The sequence below is a fragment of the Candidatus Baltobacteraceae bacterium genome, from assembly GCA_036489885.1.
Taxonomy (GTDB): domain Bacteria; phylum Vulcanimicrobiota; class Vulcanimicrobiia; order Vulcanimicrobiales; family Vulcanimicrobiaceae; genus JAFAMS01.
The window spans coordinates 980,208-999,277 of the sequence record DASXEW010000003.1 but is presented as its reverse complement, the minus strand read 5'-3'; the positions used below and the strand labels follow the sequence as shown (position 1 = coordinate 999,277).

19 protein-coding genes are annotated in these 19,070 nt (G+C 60.3%); 3 read left to right on the top strand and 16 right to left on the bottom strand.

Features of this window, described 5'->3' with window-relative positions; translation table 11 throughout:
- The 8 genes from VGG22_10700 to VGG22_10665 all read right to left on the bottom strand — a co-directional run bounded on the left by VGG22_10700 (position 1) and on the right by VGG22_10665 (position 6,908).
- On the bottom strand, positions 1 to 189 hold the full coding sequence (locus VGG22_10700; protein HEY1728833.1) for a hypothetical protein: 189 nt from the start codon (positions 187 to 189) through the stop codon (positions 1 to 3).
- A 1-nt stretch (position 190) separates the two neighbouring features.
- On the bottom strand, positions 191 to 409 hold the full coding sequence (locus VGG22_10695; protein ID HEY1728832.1) for a hypothetical protein: 219 nt from the start codon (positions 407 to 409) through the stop codon (positions 191 to 193).
- 130 nt (positions 410 to 539) lie between these two features.
- Positions 540 to 1,145, bottom strand: coding sequence for a cytochrome c oxidase subunit 3 (locus tag VGG22_10690; protein HEY1728831.1), 606 nt, complete (start codon positions 1,143 to 1,145; stop codon positions 540 to 542).
- 4 nt (positions 1,146 to 1,149) lie between these two features.
- Positions 1,150 to 2,832: a cytochrome c oxidase subunit I gene (gene ctaD, locus VGG22_10685; GenBank protein ID HEY1728830.1), complete on the bottom strand. Its 1,683-nt coding sequence runs from the start codon at positions 2,830 to 2,832 to the stop codon at positions 1,150 to 1,152.
- 2 nt (positions 2,833 to 2,834) lie between these two features.
- The gene (gene coxB / locus VGG22_10680) at positions 2,835 to 3,932 is read right to left on the bottom strand and encodes a cytochrome c oxidase subunit II (protein HEY1728829.1); all 1,098 of its coding nucleotides are present in this window, start codon (positions 3,930 to 3,932) and stop codon (positions 2,835 to 2,837) included.
- A 44-nt stretch (positions 3,933 to 3,976) separates the two neighbouring features.
- The gene (locus VGG22_10675) at positions 3,977 to 4,642 is read right to left on the bottom strand and encodes a putative N-acetylmannosamine-6-phosphate 2-epimerase (GenBank protein HEY1728828.1); all 666 of its coding nucleotides are present in this window, start codon (positions 4,640 to 4,642) and stop codon (positions 3,977 to 3,979) included.
- Between the two features lie 11 nt (positions 4,643 to 4,653).
- On the bottom strand, positions 4,654 to 5,562 hold the full coding sequence (locus VGG22_10670; GenBank protein HEY1728827.1) for a BadF/BadG/BcrA/BcrD ATPase family protein: 909 nt from the start codon (positions 5,560 to 5,562) through the stop codon (positions 4,654 to 4,656).
- Positions 5,559 to 6,908, bottom strand: coding sequence for an FAD-dependent oxidoreductase (locus VGG22_10665; protein ID HEY1728826.1), 1,350 nt, complete (start codon positions 6,906 to 6,908; stop codon positions 5,559 to 5,561). Before VGG22_10665 ends, VGG22_10670 begins: the two co-directional genes overlap by 4 nt.
- A gap of 75 nt (positions 6,909 to 6,983) precedes the next feature.
- On the opposite strand from VGG22_10665, the gene VGG22_10660 reads away from it, so the two are divergent.
- The gene (locus VGG22_10660) at positions 6,984 to 8,033 is read left to right on the top strand and encodes an HD domain-containing phosphohydrolase (GenBank protein ID HEY1728825.1); all 1,050 of its coding nucleotides are present in this window, start codon (positions 6,984 to 6,986) and stop codon (positions 8,031 to 8,033) included.
- Here the strand turns inward: VGG22_10660 and VGG22_10655 are convergent.
- From VGG22_10655 to VGG22_10625, 7 genes are all read right to left on the bottom strand, one after another.
- On the bottom strand, positions 7,988 to 9,397 hold the full coding sequence (locus VGG22_10655) for a dipeptidase (GenBank protein ID HEY1728824.1): 1,410 nt from the start codon (positions 9,395 to 9,397) through the stop codon (positions 7,988 to 7,990). The two genes, VGG22_10660 and VGG22_10655, sit on opposite strands and share 46 nt — an antisense overlap.
- Before the next feature lie 123 nt (positions 9,398 to 9,520).
- Complete coding sequence (locus VGG22_10650) at positions 9,521 to 10,282, bottom strand: hypothetical protein (GenBank protein ID HEY1728823.1); 762 nt, start codon at positions 10,280 to 10,282, stop codon at positions 9,521 to 9,523.
- A complete protein-coding gene (locus VGG22_10645; protein HEY1728822.1) occupies positions 10,282 to 11,037 on the bottom strand; it encodes a hypothetical protein in 756 nt (251 codons plus the stop codon). Before VGG22_10645 ends, VGG22_10650 begins: the two co-directional genes overlap by 1 nt.
- Complete coding sequence (locus VGG22_10640; GenBank protein ID HEY1728821.1) at positions 11,037 to 11,927, bottom strand: ABC transporter ATP-binding protein; 891 nt, start codon at positions 11,925 to 11,927, stop codon at positions 11,037 to 11,039. Before VGG22_10640 ends, VGG22_10645 begins: the two co-directional genes overlap by 1 nt.
- The gene (locus tag VGG22_10635) at positions 11,924 to 12,319 is read right to left on the bottom strand and encodes a GntR family transcriptional regulator (protein ID HEY1728820.1); all 396 of its coding nucleotides are present in this window, start codon (positions 12,317 to 12,319) and stop codon (positions 11,924 to 11,926) included. Before VGG22_10635 ends, VGG22_10640 begins: the two co-directional genes overlap by 4 nt.
- Before the next feature lie 186 nt (positions 12,320 to 12,505).
- The gene (locus tag VGG22_10630; GenBank protein ID HEY1728819.1) at positions 12,506 to 13,231 is read right to left on the bottom strand and encodes a hypothetical protein; all 726 of its coding nucleotides are present in this window, start codon (positions 13,229 to 13,231) and stop codon (positions 12,506 to 12,508) included.
- On the bottom strand, positions 13,231 to 15,117 hold the full coding sequence (locus VGG22_10625) for a glycoside hydrolase family 20 zincin-like fold domain-containing protein (protein HEY1728818.1): 1,887 nt from the start codon (positions 15,115 to 15,117) through the stop codon (positions 13,231 to 13,233). The genes VGG22_10630 and VGG22_10625 overlap by 1 nt, the downstream gene beginning before the upstream one ends.
- Positions 15,118 to 15,212: 95 nt before the next feature.
- On the opposite strand from VGG22_10625, the gene VGG22_10620 reads away from it, so the two are divergent.
- On the top strand, positions 15,213 to 15,755 hold the full coding sequence (locus VGG22_10620; protein HEY1728817.1) for a GGDEF domain-containing protein: 543 nt from the start codon (positions 15,213 to 15,215) through the stop codon (positions 15,753 to 15,755).
- Positions 15,736 to 18,153 carry a FecR domain-containing protein gene (locus VGG22_10615; protein ID HEY1728816.1) on the top strand — a complete coding sequence of 806 codons (2,418 nt, stop codon included), beginning with the start codon at positions 15,736 to 15,738 and terminating at the stop codon, positions 18,151 to 18,153. The genes VGG22_10620 and VGG22_10615 overlap by 20 nt, the downstream gene beginning before the upstream one ends.
- Position 18,154: 1 nt before the next feature.
- Here the strand turns inward: VGG22_10615 and VGG22_10610 are convergent, their stop codons facing one another.
- Positions 18,155 to 18,994, bottom strand: a complete 840-nt coding sequence (locus tag VGG22_10610; protein ID HEY1728815.1) for a 7-cyano-7-deazaguanine synthase — start codon at positions 18,992 to 18,994, stop codon at positions 18,155 to 18,157.
- Positions 18,995 to 19,070 lie beyond the last annotated feature (76 nt).

Genomic DNA, 19,070 nt, shown 5'->3' with positions numbered 1-19,070 from the left:
CTATTTCGCTGAGTCGAGCGGAACTCGAACGCTGTCATTTGCGGGCCAAACGTGATTGCCGCCGCTATTCGCAACGACCATACCGCCCATGATGAAGATAACAATGAGTCCCACCCATCCGCAGACACGTACGAAGACGGGAAAACCGGACGAGACGGGGAGTTGTACGGACTTACCGTGATCGTGCATCTCAGTAACCCTTCGTTTGCCAACCGATGACTCCGGTTGACGACAGGATGACGATGACGCAGCCGAATGCCATGAGCCCCAGCAACAGCTTGGAGACTTGAATGTCGAGGCCCGGCGTTTTCCAATCGTTGCGGACTTGATAAACGGCAACGATGCCGACCACGATCGCGCCAATGATCGCGATCGTACGCAGGATATGCGCGAACGTCTGCTCTGTCATTTTGAAGGCGCTCCGCCCCAGGCTTCGCGCCCCCCCTGCTTCGCATGGGGCCCCCAAACCGCCGAGCCCAGGATCATAACGATAGTGTGTTTATTCCCCGCGGGGGCTCGTAACGACATTCTCATTTCTTTCACCATACATAGAACAGGAAGAACAAGAACACCCAAATGACGTCGACGAAGTGCCAGTACAGCGTCCCCGCGACCAAGCCGAAATACTGCTTCTTGTTGTAGACGCCGCCAAGCGTCTGATTCAAAAGCACCGTCAGAAAAATAATCCCACAGAAGACGTGGAAGCCGTGCATCCCCGTCAACGTGAAGAACGCCGCACCGAACGTCGAGCCGTTCCATGTCGCATTTATGTGCGTGTATTCCCAACCCTGACCGCACAAGAAAAGCGCGCCCAGGATGATCGTTGCGACCATCCATCGGCGGAACTTCACTTCCGTCCCGTGCTTCCAGTTCTCCATCGCGAAGTGCATCGTTGCGCCGGAACCGAACAGGACGATCGAGTTGACGGCGGCGAGATTCGCATCCGGCAGACCGACGCCCGTCGGCGGCCAGACCGGCGCCGCGTCACGCATATAGATGTACGCGAAGATGAACGACGAGAACAAGACGCAGTCGCTGATCAGGAACAGGACGAACCCGAGCAGCCGTATATCTGCGACTTCGCGGTACAGCGCTAGCGCGTGATCGTCGTGATGGCCTTCGTGACCGATCGATGCTGCCGCCATGAACCTAATGTCCCGCCGGCATCGGCGCTTTGTAACCGGAGACGACGGTCTCAGGCGGCTCCAAACCGACATAGGGCAGCGGCTGATCGAACTCGTACGGCGCGTGCAGCACGCCCGGCACCTTGACGAAGTTGTAATACGGCGGCGGCGAGCTCGTCATCCACTCGAGCGTGCGTGCGCCCCACGGATTCGGCCCGGCCTTCTTGCCGTGCTTGATGCTCCAGATGACGTTGATGAAGAATATCGCCATGCCGATTACCAGGAAGAAAGAACCGATCGACGCGACGCGGTTCCAATCGGTGAACTGTGGATCGTAGACCGGTACGCGACGTGGCATTCCCAAGAGTCCGATCCAGTGCATCGGCAAGAACGTCACGTTGAACGCGATGAACGTGACCCAGAAGTGGATGTGACCCCAAGACTCGTTCAGCATGCGTCCCGACATCTTAGGGAACCAATAGTACGCGCCCGCGAGCAAACCGAGAACCGATCCGCCGAAGAGCACGTAGTGAATGTGCGCGACGACGAAGTACGTTCCGTGCTCTTGGTAGTCGGCGGGAACCGCAGCTAAGAAGATGCCCGTGATGCCGCCGAACGTGAACGTCGCGATGAATCCGATTGCGAAGAGCATCGCGGACGAATACCGGATGTTGCCGCCCCACAGGGTCGCGACCCAAGAAAATATCTTGACGCCGGTCGGCACTGCGATGATGAAGGTCAGGATCATGAACGGCAACACCAGCCACGGCGTCATTCCGCTCGTGAACATGTGATGCGCCCACACCATGAATCCGAGCAGCGCGATCGCAATCGAGCTGAACGCGATCATCTTGTAGCCGAAGATCGGCTTGCGCGCAAACGTCGGCAACACTTCGGAGATGACGCCGAAGGCCGGCAAGATCATGATGTACACGGCCGGATGCGAATAGAACCAGAACATGTGCTGCCACATGACCGGGCTTCCGCCGTGTGACGGATCGTAGAACGGAATTCCGAAGGTGCGCTCGAGGAAGAGCGCCAGCAGCGCGGCTGCAAGCGCGGTCGTCGCAACCATGTTCAAAACGGCGGTTGCAAGCTGCGCCCACACGAAAAGCGGCATGCGCGTGAACGTCATTCCCGGCGCGCGCATCTTCAGCATCGTCACCAAGAAATTGATGCCGGTCAGGGTCGACGATATTCCGATCAAGAAAATCGCTATACACCACATCGACGTGCCGGGTGGTCCCTGCAGCGAAACCGGCGGATATTCCGTCCAACCCGCATCTGGCGCGCCGACCAAGAAGGAGCTGAACAAGATCAAGCCCGCAGGCGGGAACAACCAGAAGCTTGCCGCGTTGAGCCACGGAAACGCAACGTCGCGCGCTCCGATCATCAGCGGCATCACGAAATTACCGAAGCCGCCGGTGGCCAGTGGAATAATCACGAGCCACACCATCGACGAGCCGTGCACCGAGTACAGTTCGTTGAAGTGTTCCGGCGACAAGAAGCGTCCGTCGGAATTCATCAACTGCACGCGGATCAGCTCGGCTAACAGTCCCGAGATGATGAAGAACAGCGAACCGACGATCATGTATTGCAGCCCGATGATCTTGTGATCGAGCGTGAAGATGTATCGGTTGATGAAATTCTTCGGAGCGTGATGAACGTGCTCCGCAAGCGCGCTATGTTGTGGGGCCGCAACTGCCATGCTTATTGTCCCTTTGAGACGCCCTCGAGATAGACGACAAGGTTCGCAATGTCGTCATTCGAGAGCCCGTTGGTCTTGGCGTTGGGCATTGTGCCCATGTCACCGGTGAAGCCGCTATTGATGATGCCGGCGGCATCTTCAGGCGTAGCCGCAGCACCGTCGACGAGTTTGGGATGATCCGGATCGGCAAATACTTTTCCGAGACCCGGACCGACAAGTTTTTGCGAGAAGGCGCCGAGCGAGTGGCAGGCGCTGCACTTTTGCGCAAAGAGCGTCTGACCGGCTGACGCGTTGCCGTTTGCAAGATTCACGCCGGGCGGTAATCCGCCGGGGCCTTTGGGCGCATGCGCTTGCAGATATTTCTCTTTGTCGAGAAATGCCGTGAACGTCGCTTTGGGCTCGATGATGAGCTTGCCGACCATGTAGCCGTGCCGCGCGCCGCAATATTCGCTGCAGATGATGCGGTAGGTTCCAACTTCGGTCGGCGTGATATGAATCGTCGTGACGAGTCCGGGGACGGCGTCCTGCTTGAGCCGTACTTCCGGCGTCCAGAATCCGTGAATGACGTCACGCGAGCTGATGTGGATCGTGGTCGGAACGCCGACCGGCAAATGCAGCTCATCGGGAACCGGATTGGGAAGTCCCTGATAACGGAACTCCCATCCGAACTGATAGCCGATCGCTTCGACCGCGAGCTGACCGCCTTGCGCATAAAAGATGCCGGTCCAGTCTTTGACGCTGATCCAGCCGATCGCGATGACGAGCAGCGTTGGGAGAATCGTCCACCACAGCTCGAGCTGAAAACTACCGTGGATTTGAATGCCGAGCGTATCTTCGGGATCGCTCTTCTTCTTGCGCCAGACGATCGCGAAATAGACGAGATACCCGATCGTATAAACGAAGACGATGACGCCGAAGAACGTCAGAAACTTGAAGAGCTCGTCGGTTTGATCCGCGGGCGTCGCAGCCTCGCGCAGGAAGTTCGTTATCGGTGTAACGACGACGTAGTAGTCGCAGACAACCGTGATAACGGTGAGCAGGATAGTGACCGGCCAGAATCCGGGGCCGAGGCCCTGCTTAGGACGAGCTTGCTGCGCCATTTCCCTCCGTTATTGTGCCGATTTCCTGACGCATCCTCGTGGACTTAGGTATCATGGGAGCGAGGAGCCGTGTCAGCATAGCGGCGGACGAGAACATCGAGGTTGGTAAGTGCCGTGCCAACCACGACAGCGCTCGCTCCATGAGCAAACGCACTGGCGGCTTGCGCGGGGGAGGCGACACCTCCTTCGCAGACCGTGAACGCGCCGAGGGTCGAGATAGCCGCAACGAGGTCAAGCGCCGGGAGCGCCGCTCCGCGGGTATCGTCCGTATAGCCGCACAGCGTCGTGGCGAGTACGTCCGCGGCGCCGGCGAGCGAAGCGCGCGCGTCATCAATGCGCGCACAATCGGCGAACACGATCCCGTTGCGCGCATGAATTGCCGCAATCGCATCGGCGACGGTGCTACCGTCGCTGCGCGGACGGCTTGTCGCGTCGACGGCGACGATGTTTGCGCCCGAGCTCAAGACTTTTTCCACATCAGACAACGTCGCCGTAATATATGGAGCAAAACCGTCGAAGGCGTGCTTGATCAAACCAACGATCGGAGTCTGAGGAAGGCGGGCACGCACCGCTTTGATGCGCTGTACGCCCTCGATGCGCACGGCGACTGCGCCGTTCCCAGCCGCGCTCGCTGCCATCGCTGCAACGATCGCCGGGTCATCGAGCGCAGAGCCGCTCGGCGGCTGGATCGAAACGATCAGCCCGCGCAAAAAATCGAGTTTCAGACGCCGGCTCCTTCCTTATATGCAAGGAGCAATGCGCCGCCGGCCGGATCGGTATACGCTCCGACGATCCGGGCCGCCGGCAGTGCGAGTACGATCTGCTCGGTGGTGAGTGCGCGGAACCAATCGGAGTTGAACGTGCCGCCGCAAAGCGCCACGTCGATCCCGCCGGCGACGCCCAGGCGTCCCGCGCAGGTGACGGCCAGTTCGGCCAATGCGCGCGCGGCCCTCACCGCGACGTCGCCAGCGTCGGGTTCGCCCTCTTTTGCCGATCCGAGCACGAGGCCGGCAAACGATGCGAGCGACTTGCGATCGATGCTGCCCAAGTAAAATGCCCGCGCGATCGCGCGCAAGCTCGGCAGCTCAAAGTGCCGGCGCGCGTCATCTCCGAGCTCGCTGCTGCGTCCGGCGTCCTGAGAACGCATCGCGCTTGCGAGAGCGTCGCGTGCGATTGCAAATCCGCTCCCCTCGTCGCCGAACAGAAATCCCCACCCGCCAACCATGACATCTTCGCCCTTCGAATCGCGCGCGAACGCGACCGAACCGGTTCCGGCGATGACGACGATGCCGTCGCCCAAATCGAACGCGCCCGCATGTGCGATGCGGCCATCGTGCACGTAGGTGACGCGGCGTGCATTCAGCTTCGGCTTGAGGCCGTGAATCGTTCCTTCGTATCCGCTGATGCCGGCGACAACTGCTTCGAATCTCGAATCGGGTTCGACCTTTGCGTCCCGCAACGCCGCAGCGACGGCTCCTTCCAAGGCGCGTGCGAAACGCGGTGAATCCGCCGCTTGACCGATGTGATCGCACGGTCCGGCCACACCGCGGCCGAGGATCTGTTTGTTTTCGTCGGCGACGAGCGCGACCGTCGAGCTTTGCCCGCCGTCGACTCCGGCAAAGAGCTTCACGAACGCCGCAAGTCAACGCCTGAGGCGATAAGCTGGTCGCGCAACATCTTCGTGTCGACGTGCCGGAACGGCACGTGGCTTTTCACGGAAATTGCCGCCGCCGTCCCAGCGCCTTGTCCGAGCGTCATGACTGTCGGTGTCAAACGCGTCGTCGCGTGCGCTTCATGTGAGGTCGAGATGCAACGTCCAGCAACGATCAAATCGTCGACGTCGAGCGGGACGAGACACCGGTAAGGAATCTCGTACGCCTTGCCTTTGGGCAACCGGACCGTGGTCGTCCCCGAGCCTTTGGGATTGTGGATGTCGATCGGGTACGCACTGCGCGCAATCGCATCCGGAAATTGCCGTGCTTCGAGAACATCGTTTGCAGTCAGCGTGTACTCACCGACGATGCGACGCGACTCGCGGATCCCGATCTGCGTTGCGGTTGCGGCCAGCCGAGCATTCTTGAAACCCGGCACGCGCGCGCGAAAGAAACGCAACAGCTCCATAACTTGCGCGCGCGATTCGATCTCGGCCCGCGTTAGATCGTCCGGATCGAGCGGATCGATGTCGACGACGCGTGACATGTTGACCGTCAATTCATCCGGATACGGAGTTGCAAACAGCGAGACCAGCTCGCGCTTGACGGTTACCTCGCCGCTTTCTATGGCGTCTTGCCAAATTCGATAGAGTCCCGCGATCGCCGTCATGCGTTCCGGCGTGCGTTCGTGCGTTTTGAGCGACGTGCGCATCTCTTCGGGATGACGGCGCACGTACATGGAGAGCTCCTCCATGTCAACGTGACTCAAGCGAAACATCATTGTCGCGGGTTGAACGTTACCGCGCAGCGCAGTTTCCTGCATTCGTACGCCGGCCGAAGCAGCAACGAATGCATCCGCCGTCGCATCGATCGTACGACCGGCTAAAATCTCGCGTACCCCTCCGACTGTTGCAAATCGCGCGCCCCGAACACGGCCGTGTTCGTCGCGCACGGCTTCGAGAAAGTAAACGTGCAGCAACAACCGGACGCCGGCTTCGCGCATCATCTCAAAGAGCAACGCCTTGTGCACTTCGGGATCGAACGGCGTGATCGAATCGACGTAGTCGCTCGAATCGGGAATGTGCCCGGGCGACGCACCGAGCGCGACCAGACGCTCGACGATCTCTTGCGCGATGCCGCCGACAATCCGATCGGGTCCGGAATGGAATGTCATCCACGGCCCGACCATCGAGGCGGTCGCCGTGCCGCCCAGAAAACCGTACCGCTCGGCCAAGAGTACGCGGCTGCCGCTACGCGCCGCTGCCAGCGCCGCGGCGCAGCCCGCATTACCGCCGCCCACGACGAGGACGTCGCATTGTTCCATCGGCGGGCTCACTTCGTTGCCTCGAAGGCTTCTCGCCTTGTCCTAGCCTAAGTCTCGTAGCCTAAGGGAGGCGGCATGCAAACCATACTTGTCGTCGATGACGCACGCATCAACGTCGAAGTCTACGAGCGCATTCTTGCGAAAGTCGAAGACTCGAAGATCGTGGGATTTACGTCATCGAAGCTCGCAATGACCTGGCTTCTCGACAATAAGCCGGATCTCGTCATCACCGACTTCCGGATGCCCGAGTTGGACGGTTTGCAGCTTATCGAGCAATTTCGCTCGCAGCCGACGAGCAAGGGCGTGCCGATCGTCATGATCACGTCGTCCAAGGAAAAAGAGATTCGGCACAAGGCCCTCGAGCTCGGCGTTGACGATTTCTTGGAAAAGCCCGCAGATCCAGTCGCCTTTCTCACGCGCTCGCGCAACCTTCTCAAGATGCGCGAGCAGGGGCTACAGCTTGCCGATCGCATGGAGTGGCTCTCGAGCGAAGTCAAACGCGCAACCGCCGATATCGTAAAGCGCGAGCAAGAGACGATTTTCATGCTTACTCGCGCGACCGAACATCGCGACAAGGAAACCAAGAACCATATCGTTCGAATGGGGCACTACGCGCGAGTTCTCGCTCACGCGCTCGGAATGCCGTTGGACTACCAAGAGCTGATCTTGATGGCCGCGCCGATGCACGACGTCGGCAAGGTCGCGATCCCGGATCGCATTCTGCTCAAAGAGGGTAAACTCACGCCCGACGAGTGGGAGATTATGAAGACCCACGCGCGCTTGGGTTACGAGATTCTCAAGGATACGGACTCAAAGCTAATTCATCTCGGTGCGGAGATCGCACTCTCGCACCACGAAAAGTACGATGGCAGTGGCTATCCCAGCGGCCTCGCGGGCAACGCAATCCCCATCTCAGGTCGCATCTGCGCGATCGGCGACGTGTTCGATGCGCTGCTATCCGTGCGTCCGTACAAGCCGGCATGGTCTCTCCCGGATACGATCGAGACGCTCAAGCGCGGCAAGGGCAATCACTTCGATCCCGTTTTGATCGACAAATTCCTCGAGGTGATGCCGACGCTTCAGGCCGTACGGCGCGAGTTCATGGATTCCGAAAGCTCGTCGTAAAGATAGACGAGCGTTTCGATCCCACCAAAAAACTGACTGAGCGTGAACTTCTCGTTCGGTGCGTGAGTCGCGTCGTCGGGAAGACCGACGCCGATCAACACTTGCGGCATGTGCAGAACGCGATCGAAGGATGACACCGGACCGATCGTGCCGCCCGACCCGATGAAAACCGGTTTCTTTCCGAAACCCTTCTCCATTGCGCGCGCGGCCGCCGCAACGGCCGGATGGTCGCGTGAGGTGACGACCGCGCTCGTGTCGCCGTCATCTTCGATCTCGACACGCACGCCGCTAGGCACGATCGAATTCAAATAGTCGCGCACGACGCGGCGCACGTGCTCCGGATCTTGGCTCCCGACGAGCCGGGCCGTAATCTTCGCGCGCGCACACGAGGGGATGATCGTTTTCGTACCTTTGCCTTGATAGCCGCCCCAAATGCCGTTGATCTCAAGCGTCGGCCGGTACCACGCGCGTTCGAGTGGTTTCCGATCGGCCTCGCCGCCGCTCAGCGCCGGAACGCCGAAGGTTCGTGCTTCCGCGGCTTCGTCGTACGGAAGTGATTCGACATCGCGTTTGGCGTCTGCGGAAAGCTCGGGAACGCCGTCGTAAAATCCGGGGACGACGACGCGGCCGCGTTCATCTTTGAGCAGTGCCAACATCTGCACGAGCGCCTCGATCGGATTCTTGATGATACCGCCAAAAAGTCCTGAGTGCATGTCGCCATTGGGACCCTGCACCAGAATCTCCCAACGGACGAGTCCACGCAGCGAAATAGTCAGCGACGGAACGTCTTCCGCAAACACCGCGGTGTCGGAAATGATTGCAAGATCGCACGCCAGCAAATCGCGGTGGTCAGCGAGAAACGCCTCGAAGTTGGGCGAACCGATCTCTTCTTCTCCCTCGATGACGACCTTGACGTTGACCGGCAAGCGTCCGTGTTCGCGCAGATGCGCTTCGATCGCAGCGACGTGCATCATCACCTGGCCCTTGTCGTCGACGGTGCCGCGTCCGTACATGTTGCCATCGCGTATCTCGGCTTCGAACGGCGGGCTCTTCCAAAGTTCGAGCGGATCGACCGGCTGCACATCGTAGTGGCCGTAGATGAGGACCGTCGGTTTTCCCGGTGCTCCGAGCCACTCGCCGTACGCAACGGGATTGCCCTTCGTTTCCAAAACGTCGCCGCGCTGCATTCCGGCTTCGCGCATCCGCTCGACGAGCGTTTGTGCGCAGCGGCGGACGTCATCGCGATAAGCGGGATCGGCGGAGATCGACGGGATCGCGACGAGCTTTTTTAGCTCCTCGACATACCGTTCACGTTCGCCGCGAACGTAAGTGATGAGGGACGACTTTGCGCTTGACGTCGACATGCTCCGGTGTTCCTTCGTCGCGACGAACGTCCTGGGGTTCCATCTCGACGTCGTCGAGATCGATTCGGACACGCAGGCGCAAGCCCGCGATTGTTAGACCAAAGTTGCTACCAAGGTAACGCATTAGGCTTCCATCCGTTTCCAAGCATAAATTGCGACGATGCAGCTAACCGCGAAGATGGCATAAGCGAGCATGGTTTGTTCGTTGTATGGCAGCGGGACCGGTGAGATGCCGAGCACACCGACCTGAAAATCAACGTTCGGTGCATGCGATTGCGGAAGATATGCCATCGGATTGAAGACGTTGAGCACGACGAAGAGTTTGCCCAGAGGTCCGGGGAAGCTCAAGGCTTCGAGAATTGCGAGCACCCAGAAGACTGCCCACGATACGCCGACCATCGCGCGAGCGCGGGAACCGTTCCACGACGTCGCAACCTCGACCAGTCCGTACCACATCAGTGGTACGGCGACCGAACGCGCGAGAACTTCCCATGTCGAGGCATCCGTGACGACGTGCAGACGCGGGATCGCCGAAAGCGTCGCGACCGATACGCCGATCAAAAGAATAAACGCGATCAAGATTGCGACAACGTCGACGCCGATATATCCGAGCGCGATGCGCTCGCGCGCGGCTGGACGCGTCCACAAATACGAAATGTGGCTGTAGTCGCGACTGAGCGTACCGGCCACGAGGGTGGCGAACACACACCCAAACCACGACGAGCCCAGCAATATGATATTGAACGGAACGGCGACGCCCGGTTGGTCGAAGTCCGGTTGCGGCACGAGGCGCACGGTCGTTACCGCGATCACGCCGATGAGAACGACTACGGCTGAAAACCATGCCAGACGGTTTCGCGCCGTAAGAATCTCGATGTAGTACATCAGGCTTGCATCCGTTTCCAGTTGTAGGTTGCGATAGCGCAGCTAACGACGAAGATGCAGAACGCGACGATCGTTTGACCCGTGAAGTCGAAGGGCAGAGCAGTCGATCCGGAGATGTCCAAATGACCGTGGAAGTGAGTCTCCGGGAAATAGGCCATCGGGTTGAAGACGTTGAGCACGTAGAATATCGGCGTCAAAGGAAACGGGAGATTGAGCTCGCCGAGGAAGAGGACAGCGAATCCGATCGGCCACACGAGGCCACCCGCGGCGCCAAGACGCGTCGGCGACCAGGATGTCGCTATTTCGATAACGCCATAGAGCATGAACGGGACCGCCAGCGTTCGCGCCAGCATTGGAATCGTCAGAGCGTCAAACAGTATGGGATTGCGCGGCGGAATGCTGAGTACGAGGACGCACACGACGACCACGACCGCATAGGCTGCAAGAATCGCAAGGACGTCAATTGCGATGTAACTGAGAGCTATCCGCGCGCGTGTAACCGGCTTCGTCCACATGTACGGCAGGTGCGTGCCGTCGCGGTTCATCGTGGCCGCAACCATGCTGGCCATTATCGTCGCGAAAAAGCCCGCGAAGGTTAATACGATATCTATCGGAACGTCTTGGCCGTTGTTCCTGATATGCGCGTGCGGTGGTGGAAACGTCACGAAATAGGTGAAAACTGCGGCGACCAGCAGCGCGATCAGCGTGAACCAAAACAACCGGCTGCGCGCGTACAAAACTTCGGCATAGTACATCAGCTCTTCTCCGAAACCACGTCCAGGAAGATGTCTTCCAGATTCCGGTCGACGATGCGGATGCTCGTCGGGTTGTACGGGGCGAGCCGCTGGGGAATCTCACCATCATCGCGTTTGACGCTGATGCGCACCATGTTGCCGGCCCGCTCGACCCGTCGCACGGCTTCGCCGGCAATTGCGCCGTTGAGATCCGGAATCGCGCCGGGGAAGGTCGCCTCGATGATCTTCTCTTGTCCCTTGAGCGAGTCGACGTCGTTGTACACGAGCAGGCGTCCGCCGCGCATGATCGCCACGTGATCGGCGGCGCGCTCGACTTGACCGACTTGATGCGACGAGAAGAGCACGGTCCCACCGTCGCTTGCTGCGTCGATCATCAGATCGAGGACGACGCGCTGAAAAACGGGATCGAGCCCGCTCGATGGCTCGTCGAGAACGAGCACGCGTGGCCTACTTGCAAGTGCGAGAACGAGTGCGAGCGCAGTCTTCTGTCCTTTGGAAAGCTTTCGGACACGCTTGCGGCGATCGAGGCCGAATACGCCGAGCAGCTCATTTGCACGCTGCTGATCGTGACAGGGTTGGGAGCGGCGGTTGAGCTCGACGTGTTGCGCGACGGTCAGCTCGCCGAACAGTGCGTCGGTCTCCGGCACGTACGAGAGAGACTCGAACGTCTGCGGATTCACGGGCGCGCCGTTGATGGTGACTCTTCCGGACGTCGGCCGCAAGAAACCGAGCAGAGTTTTCATTGCGGTCGTTTTGCCGGCGCCGTTGGGGCCGAGCAAACCACAGATCGAGCCGGCTTCAATGTGCAGCGTCAGATCGTGGACCGCTTCAAAATTGCGATATCGCTTCGTGAGATTATCGAATGCGATGACGGGCGGTGCTGGGTTCATCGTTCCTCTCCGGGGTACCAACGTGAAAGAGCGCGTTCGAAGAGACGGCGGACCTCGTTGCTATCGAGACCAAGGCCTTTTGCAGTTCGGATGGCGTTGTCGACCGCGGGTTCGGCGACATCGGTGCGTATCTCGGACGATGCCGGACCGTTGTTGCGGACGAACGATCCGCGGCCGGGGCTCGTCTCGATGACGCCATCGCGTTCAAGGTCCCGGTAAGCCCGGGCCACGGTGTTCGGGTTAACCGTGAGCTCGAGCGCGAGCGCCTTGACGGTGGGGAGCTGCTCGCCTGAGGCGAGGGTCCCCAAAGCGACGCCGCGCTTCACTTGTTCGATCAACTGGAGGTAGATCGGAACTCCGGAGCGCGGGTCGACGGTGAAGATTGTAGCCAAGGGTTAGAGCTTCGGACCCCAGCCTTCGAATGCCGGATTACGGGGCGAGGGGATCATCGAGGGGCGGTTCAGTCCTGATTGGGGGCGGTCGGGGCGGCGGACCAGCATGATTTTCTCCTAACGTGTTATTGTGCTAGTACACTAGTACAATAACTCATTAGTATGGGGCTGTCAATACCCTTTGCGCTACCCCGGCTTATAGGGCTCGCCGAGCTGAATGCGGACGCTCTGCTTTCCCCGGGTCACCTCGAAGCTGTGGGGCTTCCCGTCGTAGGCGCGCTGCTCGGTCTGATAGGTCCCGTACTCCCACCAGTACTTTCCGTCGAGCTTCTGAACGACGTCGTTCGTGCGCAGGCCGGCAACGTACGCGGGACCGCCCGGACGCACAAAGGCTCGCATGTTGCCGTCGTCGGTCTTGAACAGCCTGTAGAAGTAGGTCGGCTTCTTCGTCGCCGGATCGTACGCGAGTCCGCTCGCCAGCAGCGCGCTTGAAAACGCGGGTTCCATGTGTCGCCAAGTCGTGAAGCGCAACGACAGGCTCATCCCGAGCTTCTCCGCATCAACATCCGTTGGTGAATGCGCGAGCACTTCGTTCTCGTGAAATTCATCGACATTCCAACCGGCGCAATCGACGAGCACGAGTCCCATGTCGACCGTCCAGCCGACGTCGCCATGAATGACCGTCGACGCAAGCCGCGCTGCCGCGACGTAAGGCTTGTTCGTGCAATCGCTTGCAGACGGATCGGTATCGATCCGGATTGCGCGTAGCGTTTGAGAGGCTTGCACTTGCCGTATCAATACCGTTGCCGCAGGCCGCGCCAAAGCGTCAAGCGGCTGGACGCCGATCACGCCGCGCGCCGGCGACGGCGCGAGCAGACCGGGGAACGCCAATGCCGAGATGAGAGCGACCACTATTGCCTGCGGCGTAAGGCCTTCTCGAATTCCGGAAGCGTCTTGTGCCGCTCGTAGTCTTCGCGCTGTGCTTCGTTCAAGCGGTCGGCATCGAGCGTCGCTTCTTCTTCACCGAGATGGAAGCGTGTCAGCACCGCGCCGAGCGCCCCGGGCCGGCTTTCATAAGTCCATTCTGTGCGATACAGCGGTTCGATCGCGAGCAGATCGTCACGCAGCTCCCAGCACAGATACTTTGCGAGATTGAGTCCTCGATAGACGGGACTGTCCGGCGTCTCGCCGATGTGGCTGCGCGCATCGTCATAATAGCGCTTGGCTTCGGCGCCGATCTCAAACCGGCGCCCGAGTGCGTCGTAGCGCCGCGCTGCGAGCGTCATCACGCGCGCGGCGTTGGCGTGCAGGGGCGGCGTCGCCTCTCCGAGGTCACGCAGAATCGTCTCGGCGTCGAGCCGAAGCTTGGTGAGATCGACGGAGCTGCGAACACGCTCACCGACCTGCGTATCGAAGGGATCCACCCAAAAGAGATAGTTGCTCGGATCGTCGTCGGCGCCGAGATACACGTCGATCGAACGCAAGCGTTCCAGCGACTGCGCGTAGCGTGGATCCCGGCTGCCGAAGAATTCGGCCGCGAATGCTGCCGGAAACCGGCTGCGATCGACGTCCTGCGTTTGCCACGCACTCGCCGCCGCAAACGCAAGCGGATACCATGTGGCTTCATACAGCGATTCGCCATCATCATGCCAGACGGTCATGAACATTCCGAGAACGTGCGCTCTGCGGCCGTCCGCGACGAAGCGAGCGATGTTGTCGAACGCGAGATCGAGACGTGGAAAGATCTCGTTCCAATTGTTCGCGCCGGGACCGACCATTTGATCGAAGCCGGCTGAGGCGACGCGCGAGATGTAGCCGCCAAACGATTTTTCGCGCCCGTAGTGAAAGTCGACGATGACCGTATCCTTGGGAATCATCCCGAGGATCGACGGATTCGCCTGAATTGCGTCGTCCCAAATCATCGGGCGCGCCCCAAAACGGCGTACGATCGATTCGACGCCTGTGACGTGCGCAGCGAACACCTTCGCGGCGTCGGGTCCGTGCAGCTCGAGCGGTTCGTCGGAGCCGAGATGGAAGAACGGGACATTGCCTGCGGCCGCACCGATCGCACGCAAGAGCGGCGTGAGATAGGCGTACGTTCCTTCATTTGCCGGTGACAGAAGCCAGCCGTGCGGCGGCGTCGAGAGCGCACCGAACTGTTCCCAACGCAGCGTGTTGTGCATGTGGGCCAGCGTTTGTTGCTCTGGGATCAATGCGACGTGAAAGCGCGCTGCATAATCGCGGAGCTCGCGCAGCTGCGCCGGAGTGATCGGATCGGCCGGCGCAACGAGCGGATGGGCTGCGTCCGCGAATACGTGCTCCATGTAGATCGAGTAACCGTTGATCTTCAGCGCGGCGAGGCCGCGAATGCGCTCTTTGAAGTAGCGCATCGTGGGAAGCGGACCGCGCGAGACGTCGTCGGAAATGATCCGCCAGCGCAACGCCGGTCTATCGTCGATCTGCACGCACGGCAGCGTGAACCCAGCCGGAACGCGTCGCGCGAGCTGCGCGAGCGTCATCGCCGCATCGAATGCGCCTTCCGCATCCGACGCGACGATCGCAACGCCGCCGCTCGAAATCGTCAGGCGATAGCGCTCGCGCTGGCTGCTCGGCCGCACACGTACCGAGACATCGGCGGGTGTTGCGACTTGCAACGCCGGGATGCCGAGGGCACGCCAACGTTCGTCGATGAGCTCGCGCGCGCCGGCATCGAATGTTGAGTCGACTCGCAGCGGTCGCATAAGGCGCTGCGACTCACATGTGAGCGGCGACACCCTTTGCGGCTGCGGGACGAGCACAGGCGGGTCAAACGCGGCCGCCGCCTGGCCCCACGACAAACTGAAAAGGAACGTGGCGGTTGCGAGCAAGTGGCGCACGACGTAGAGTGATTCCTATGGACGAGCCCGCGGTCTCCTTCAACTCGGCCGCTTTTGACGTGCTTACGGGATTGCCGAACCGCGCGCTGTTCGATGACCGTTTGACTCAGGTCATTGCTTTATCGAATCGCTCCGGCCGGCGCTTCGCGATTCACATATGCGATCTCGACGGATTTCAGGCGGTCGCGCAGCGCGCCGGCAACGCCGGCACCGAGGCTGCGCTTAAGTTGATCGCCGAGCGCTTCGTGGCTGCGCTTCGCGAAAGCGACACGGTTGCGCGTTTCGGTTGGGACGAATTCGTCGCGCTGCAACCCGAGCTCGAAGATGAAGAGGACGCGCGAGACATGGCCGACCGCCTGCGGCGCGCCTTGTACGCTCCGGTCATCGCGGGAAGCGATAGCTACCAGGTCGGCGTCTCAATCGGTATCGCGCTCTTTCCTTTAGATGGGGAAACAGGGCCGTCGTTGCTCGCGGCGGCCGAGCGAGCGCTCCTGCGCGCAAAGGCCCAGGCACGCGGAGGCGTCGTATTCGCTCAGGACAATGCAGCTTCGTCCGCTTGATTGGGGCGTAATCGCAGCGTTTTTTGCGATCAACCTCGGAATCGGTGCTTTTTTCGCACGCCGCGGCGGCAAGAGCATGTCGGAATATTTTCTTTCCGGACGCAACGTGCCGTGGTGGCTGGCCGGGACGTCGATGGTCGCGACGACGTTTGCGGCCGACACGCCGCTGGCGGTGACGGGCTTCGTCGCAAAGAATGGCGTTGCCGGAAATTGGGTGTGGTGGAACATGGTGATGAGCGGAATTCTCACCACGTTCTTTTTTGCCGCCCTCTGGCGGCGTTCGGGCGTTCTCACCGACGTGGAATTTACCGAGCTACGCTATAGCGGAAAACCCGCAGCGGTGCTGCGCGCGACGCGCGGCTTCTACCAGGGCGTGATCATCAACACGATCATCATGGGCTGGGTGAATCTTGCGATCGCAAAGATTCTCGGACTGACGCTCGGGATTCCGAAGTGGGAAGCGATCGGCATTTGCCTCGTGCTCACCGCGATGTATGTCTCGATCGGTGGGATGTGGAGCGTCCTCGTCACCGACGTTTTGCAATTCGTCGTGAAGATGACGATGACGGTCGTTCTCGCGGTTGCGGCCGTTGCTGCAGTCGGTGGAGTCGCTGCGCTGCGCGAAAAGATCGGCGCGCTCGACGCCGCACATCATATCGCGCAAGGCGGGCTGCTCGCATTCTTTCCGCCGCTGCACGGCGCAGCCTGGATGCCGCTCGAATCGTTTCTCGTTTTTATCGCGGTCTCATGGTGGGCGTCGTCGTATCCGGGGGCCGAGCCGGGCGGCGGCAGTTACGTCGCGCAGCGCATTTTTGCATCCAAAGATGAGAAGAACTCGATCCTTGCGACGCTGTTCTTCAACGTCGCGCACTACGCGCTGCGTCCATGGCCTTGGATCCTCGTCGCGCTGAGTGCGCTCGTTCTCTATCCGGCCGGCGTGAAAAACGCGGCCGGCGTGGTAGATCCGGAGCTGCTGTACGTGCAGACGATGATCGATCATCTTCCGATTGCATTACGCGGCCTGATGATGGCCGGATTCCTTGCGGCGTACATGTCGACGATCGGAACGCACCTCAATCTCGGTGCCTCGTATATGACGAACGACCTCTACCGTCGCTTCTTGCGCCCGGACGCATCTGAAGAACACTATGTCTGGATCTCGCGCGCGCTCACGATCGTGGCGATGATTCTGGCGGCCGTCGTCACCGGTTTCATGGATTCGGTCAGCGGCGCGTGGACGTACTTGATCACATTTACGGCCGGCGTCGGTCCGGTGATGATTCTGCGCTGGTACTGGCCGCGCATCAACGCCTGGAGCGAGATCGCCGCGCTCATCTCATCCGGTTTCACGGCGACGGCGCTCAAGCTGCTCGATGTATTCGCCGGACCCAATCAGGTTGCGCTCAGCCTGCTGGTAACCGTTGCGGTCGCGACCGTCGTGTGGCTTTCGGTGACGTTCCTGACACAACCCGAAAGCGCGGAAACGCTCGAGCGTTTTTATGCGCGCGTTCGTCCCGGCGACGAGAATCTCGGAATTGGTTTGCGCGATTGGGTCGCGGGGTGCGGCCTCGTCTACGGCATGCTCTTTGGAATCGGAAAGCTTTGTCTTGGGGAGGTCGGCGTGGGTATCGGATGTCTGGTCTTTGCGGCTGCATGTTTCATCGTGATCTTGCGTGACGTCGAGCGTCGCGCGCAGCCCATCCCTACACGCGCGGTTGCGACTGCCGCGCTCGTCCTCGCGCTGATCTTCTTTCCGCAGAGCGTCCGAGCCGCGAGCGACCAAATACTCTCGAACGTGAAGGGCAGCGTCTCATACGAAGATTCCGGAAAGACGACGCAGGTCGCGCCGAATGGATCGATCGCGCTCTCCGACAAAGACACCGCCATCACTGGCGATGCGTCGCTCGGCAAGCTGCAGCTACCCGACTCCTCGGTTGTAACACTCGGTTCGCAAACGCGCGTGCAGCTCGCGTTCTTCACGCAAGCCGAAGTTGCAAGCGCGCAATTCGTCGTCTATCAAGGAAAGACGCGTTTCAAAGTCGAGCATCCGAACGGCGCCAAAGCCAACTACACGTTCGTCACCCCAACTTCGTCGATCGCCGTGCGTGGAACCGAGGGTGACATCGGCGTCGATGGCGATTCGCTGACGGTCAACGTCTATTCCGCAAGCCAGCCGGTCGCGGTGACGTTCGCAGGCGGAAAAGTTCAGGTCGTCAATGCCGGACAATCACTGACGGCGAAGATCGTCAACGGCGTCGTGCAACTTGCGGTCAATAAGCTCACGCAAGCCGCCGTCGACCAATTCAGCAGCGAGCTGGGCGTTCCGACCAATTGGGATCAGCTCAAGAATCAGCTCTTGAACCAGCTGCCCTCGATCCCAAAACTTCACTTCCCCTAGCTCAGCCTCCGAGCACCGCGTTTCGTTTCTTGCACTTCGCGCAGGCGCCACACGGCGCGCCGGCGCTTTCTTGGCACGACCACGACAGCTCGAACGGCGCTCCGTACTTTTTGCCCATACGGACGATGCTCAGCTTCGTCTTTCCCAGCAGCGGCGCGATAATCTTGAGTCCTTTGCGCTTTTGCTCCCACGCGAGTCCGATCCGCGGAATATTGAGCGTATCGCAATACGCCGCTGCAATCGAAAAGAGAACAGCATTGCGGACCGGCGCGGATTGGACCGGAAGCTCGTCCCAGACATCGAGCCTCATATGCTCCATGTAGAACTTTCCGTCGTAGTATTCGGCGATCTTTTCGGCAGACGCGCGCTCGCGTTCGCGCGCAGGTTGTCCGTAGTCGATGAACAGCGAGTACGGCGTGAAGCCTTGCGCTTTGAGATGCGCCTGTAAGACCAAGCTATCGATCCCGCCCGAGCTCAAGCAGAGCACCGGCTTGTCATACGTCGTTCCCGGACAGCGTTTCAAATCGTACCGAACGCCTTCCCAACCGTGTATCTGATATGCATTGCCGGGATTCTCGCGGCAGTAGCGAGGCCGCGCCGAATAGACCGTGCACTTGAGATCGTCGCCGAGAAAGCCGCAGCGCGTACCCTTCTTCGAAACGGTGTAGTAGCGCCGGCCGTCCTTGCCTTTTCGGGTCGCGCGAACTTTCGCGGCGTCGGGATAGGCCGCGTAGATCGTTTCGAGTTCGTCTTCGCGGATCGCGATGTACTGCTCGTCGGGATCGTGGACGATGCAGCAGTTCCTCGGACACGTCGCGCACTTGCTTCCGTCGAAGTGCAATCCTTCGATCTTTTTCAGATCGTGGAATGCAGATTTTGGATCGTCGTCGGGCCCGAGAAGACTGTCGATCAGATCG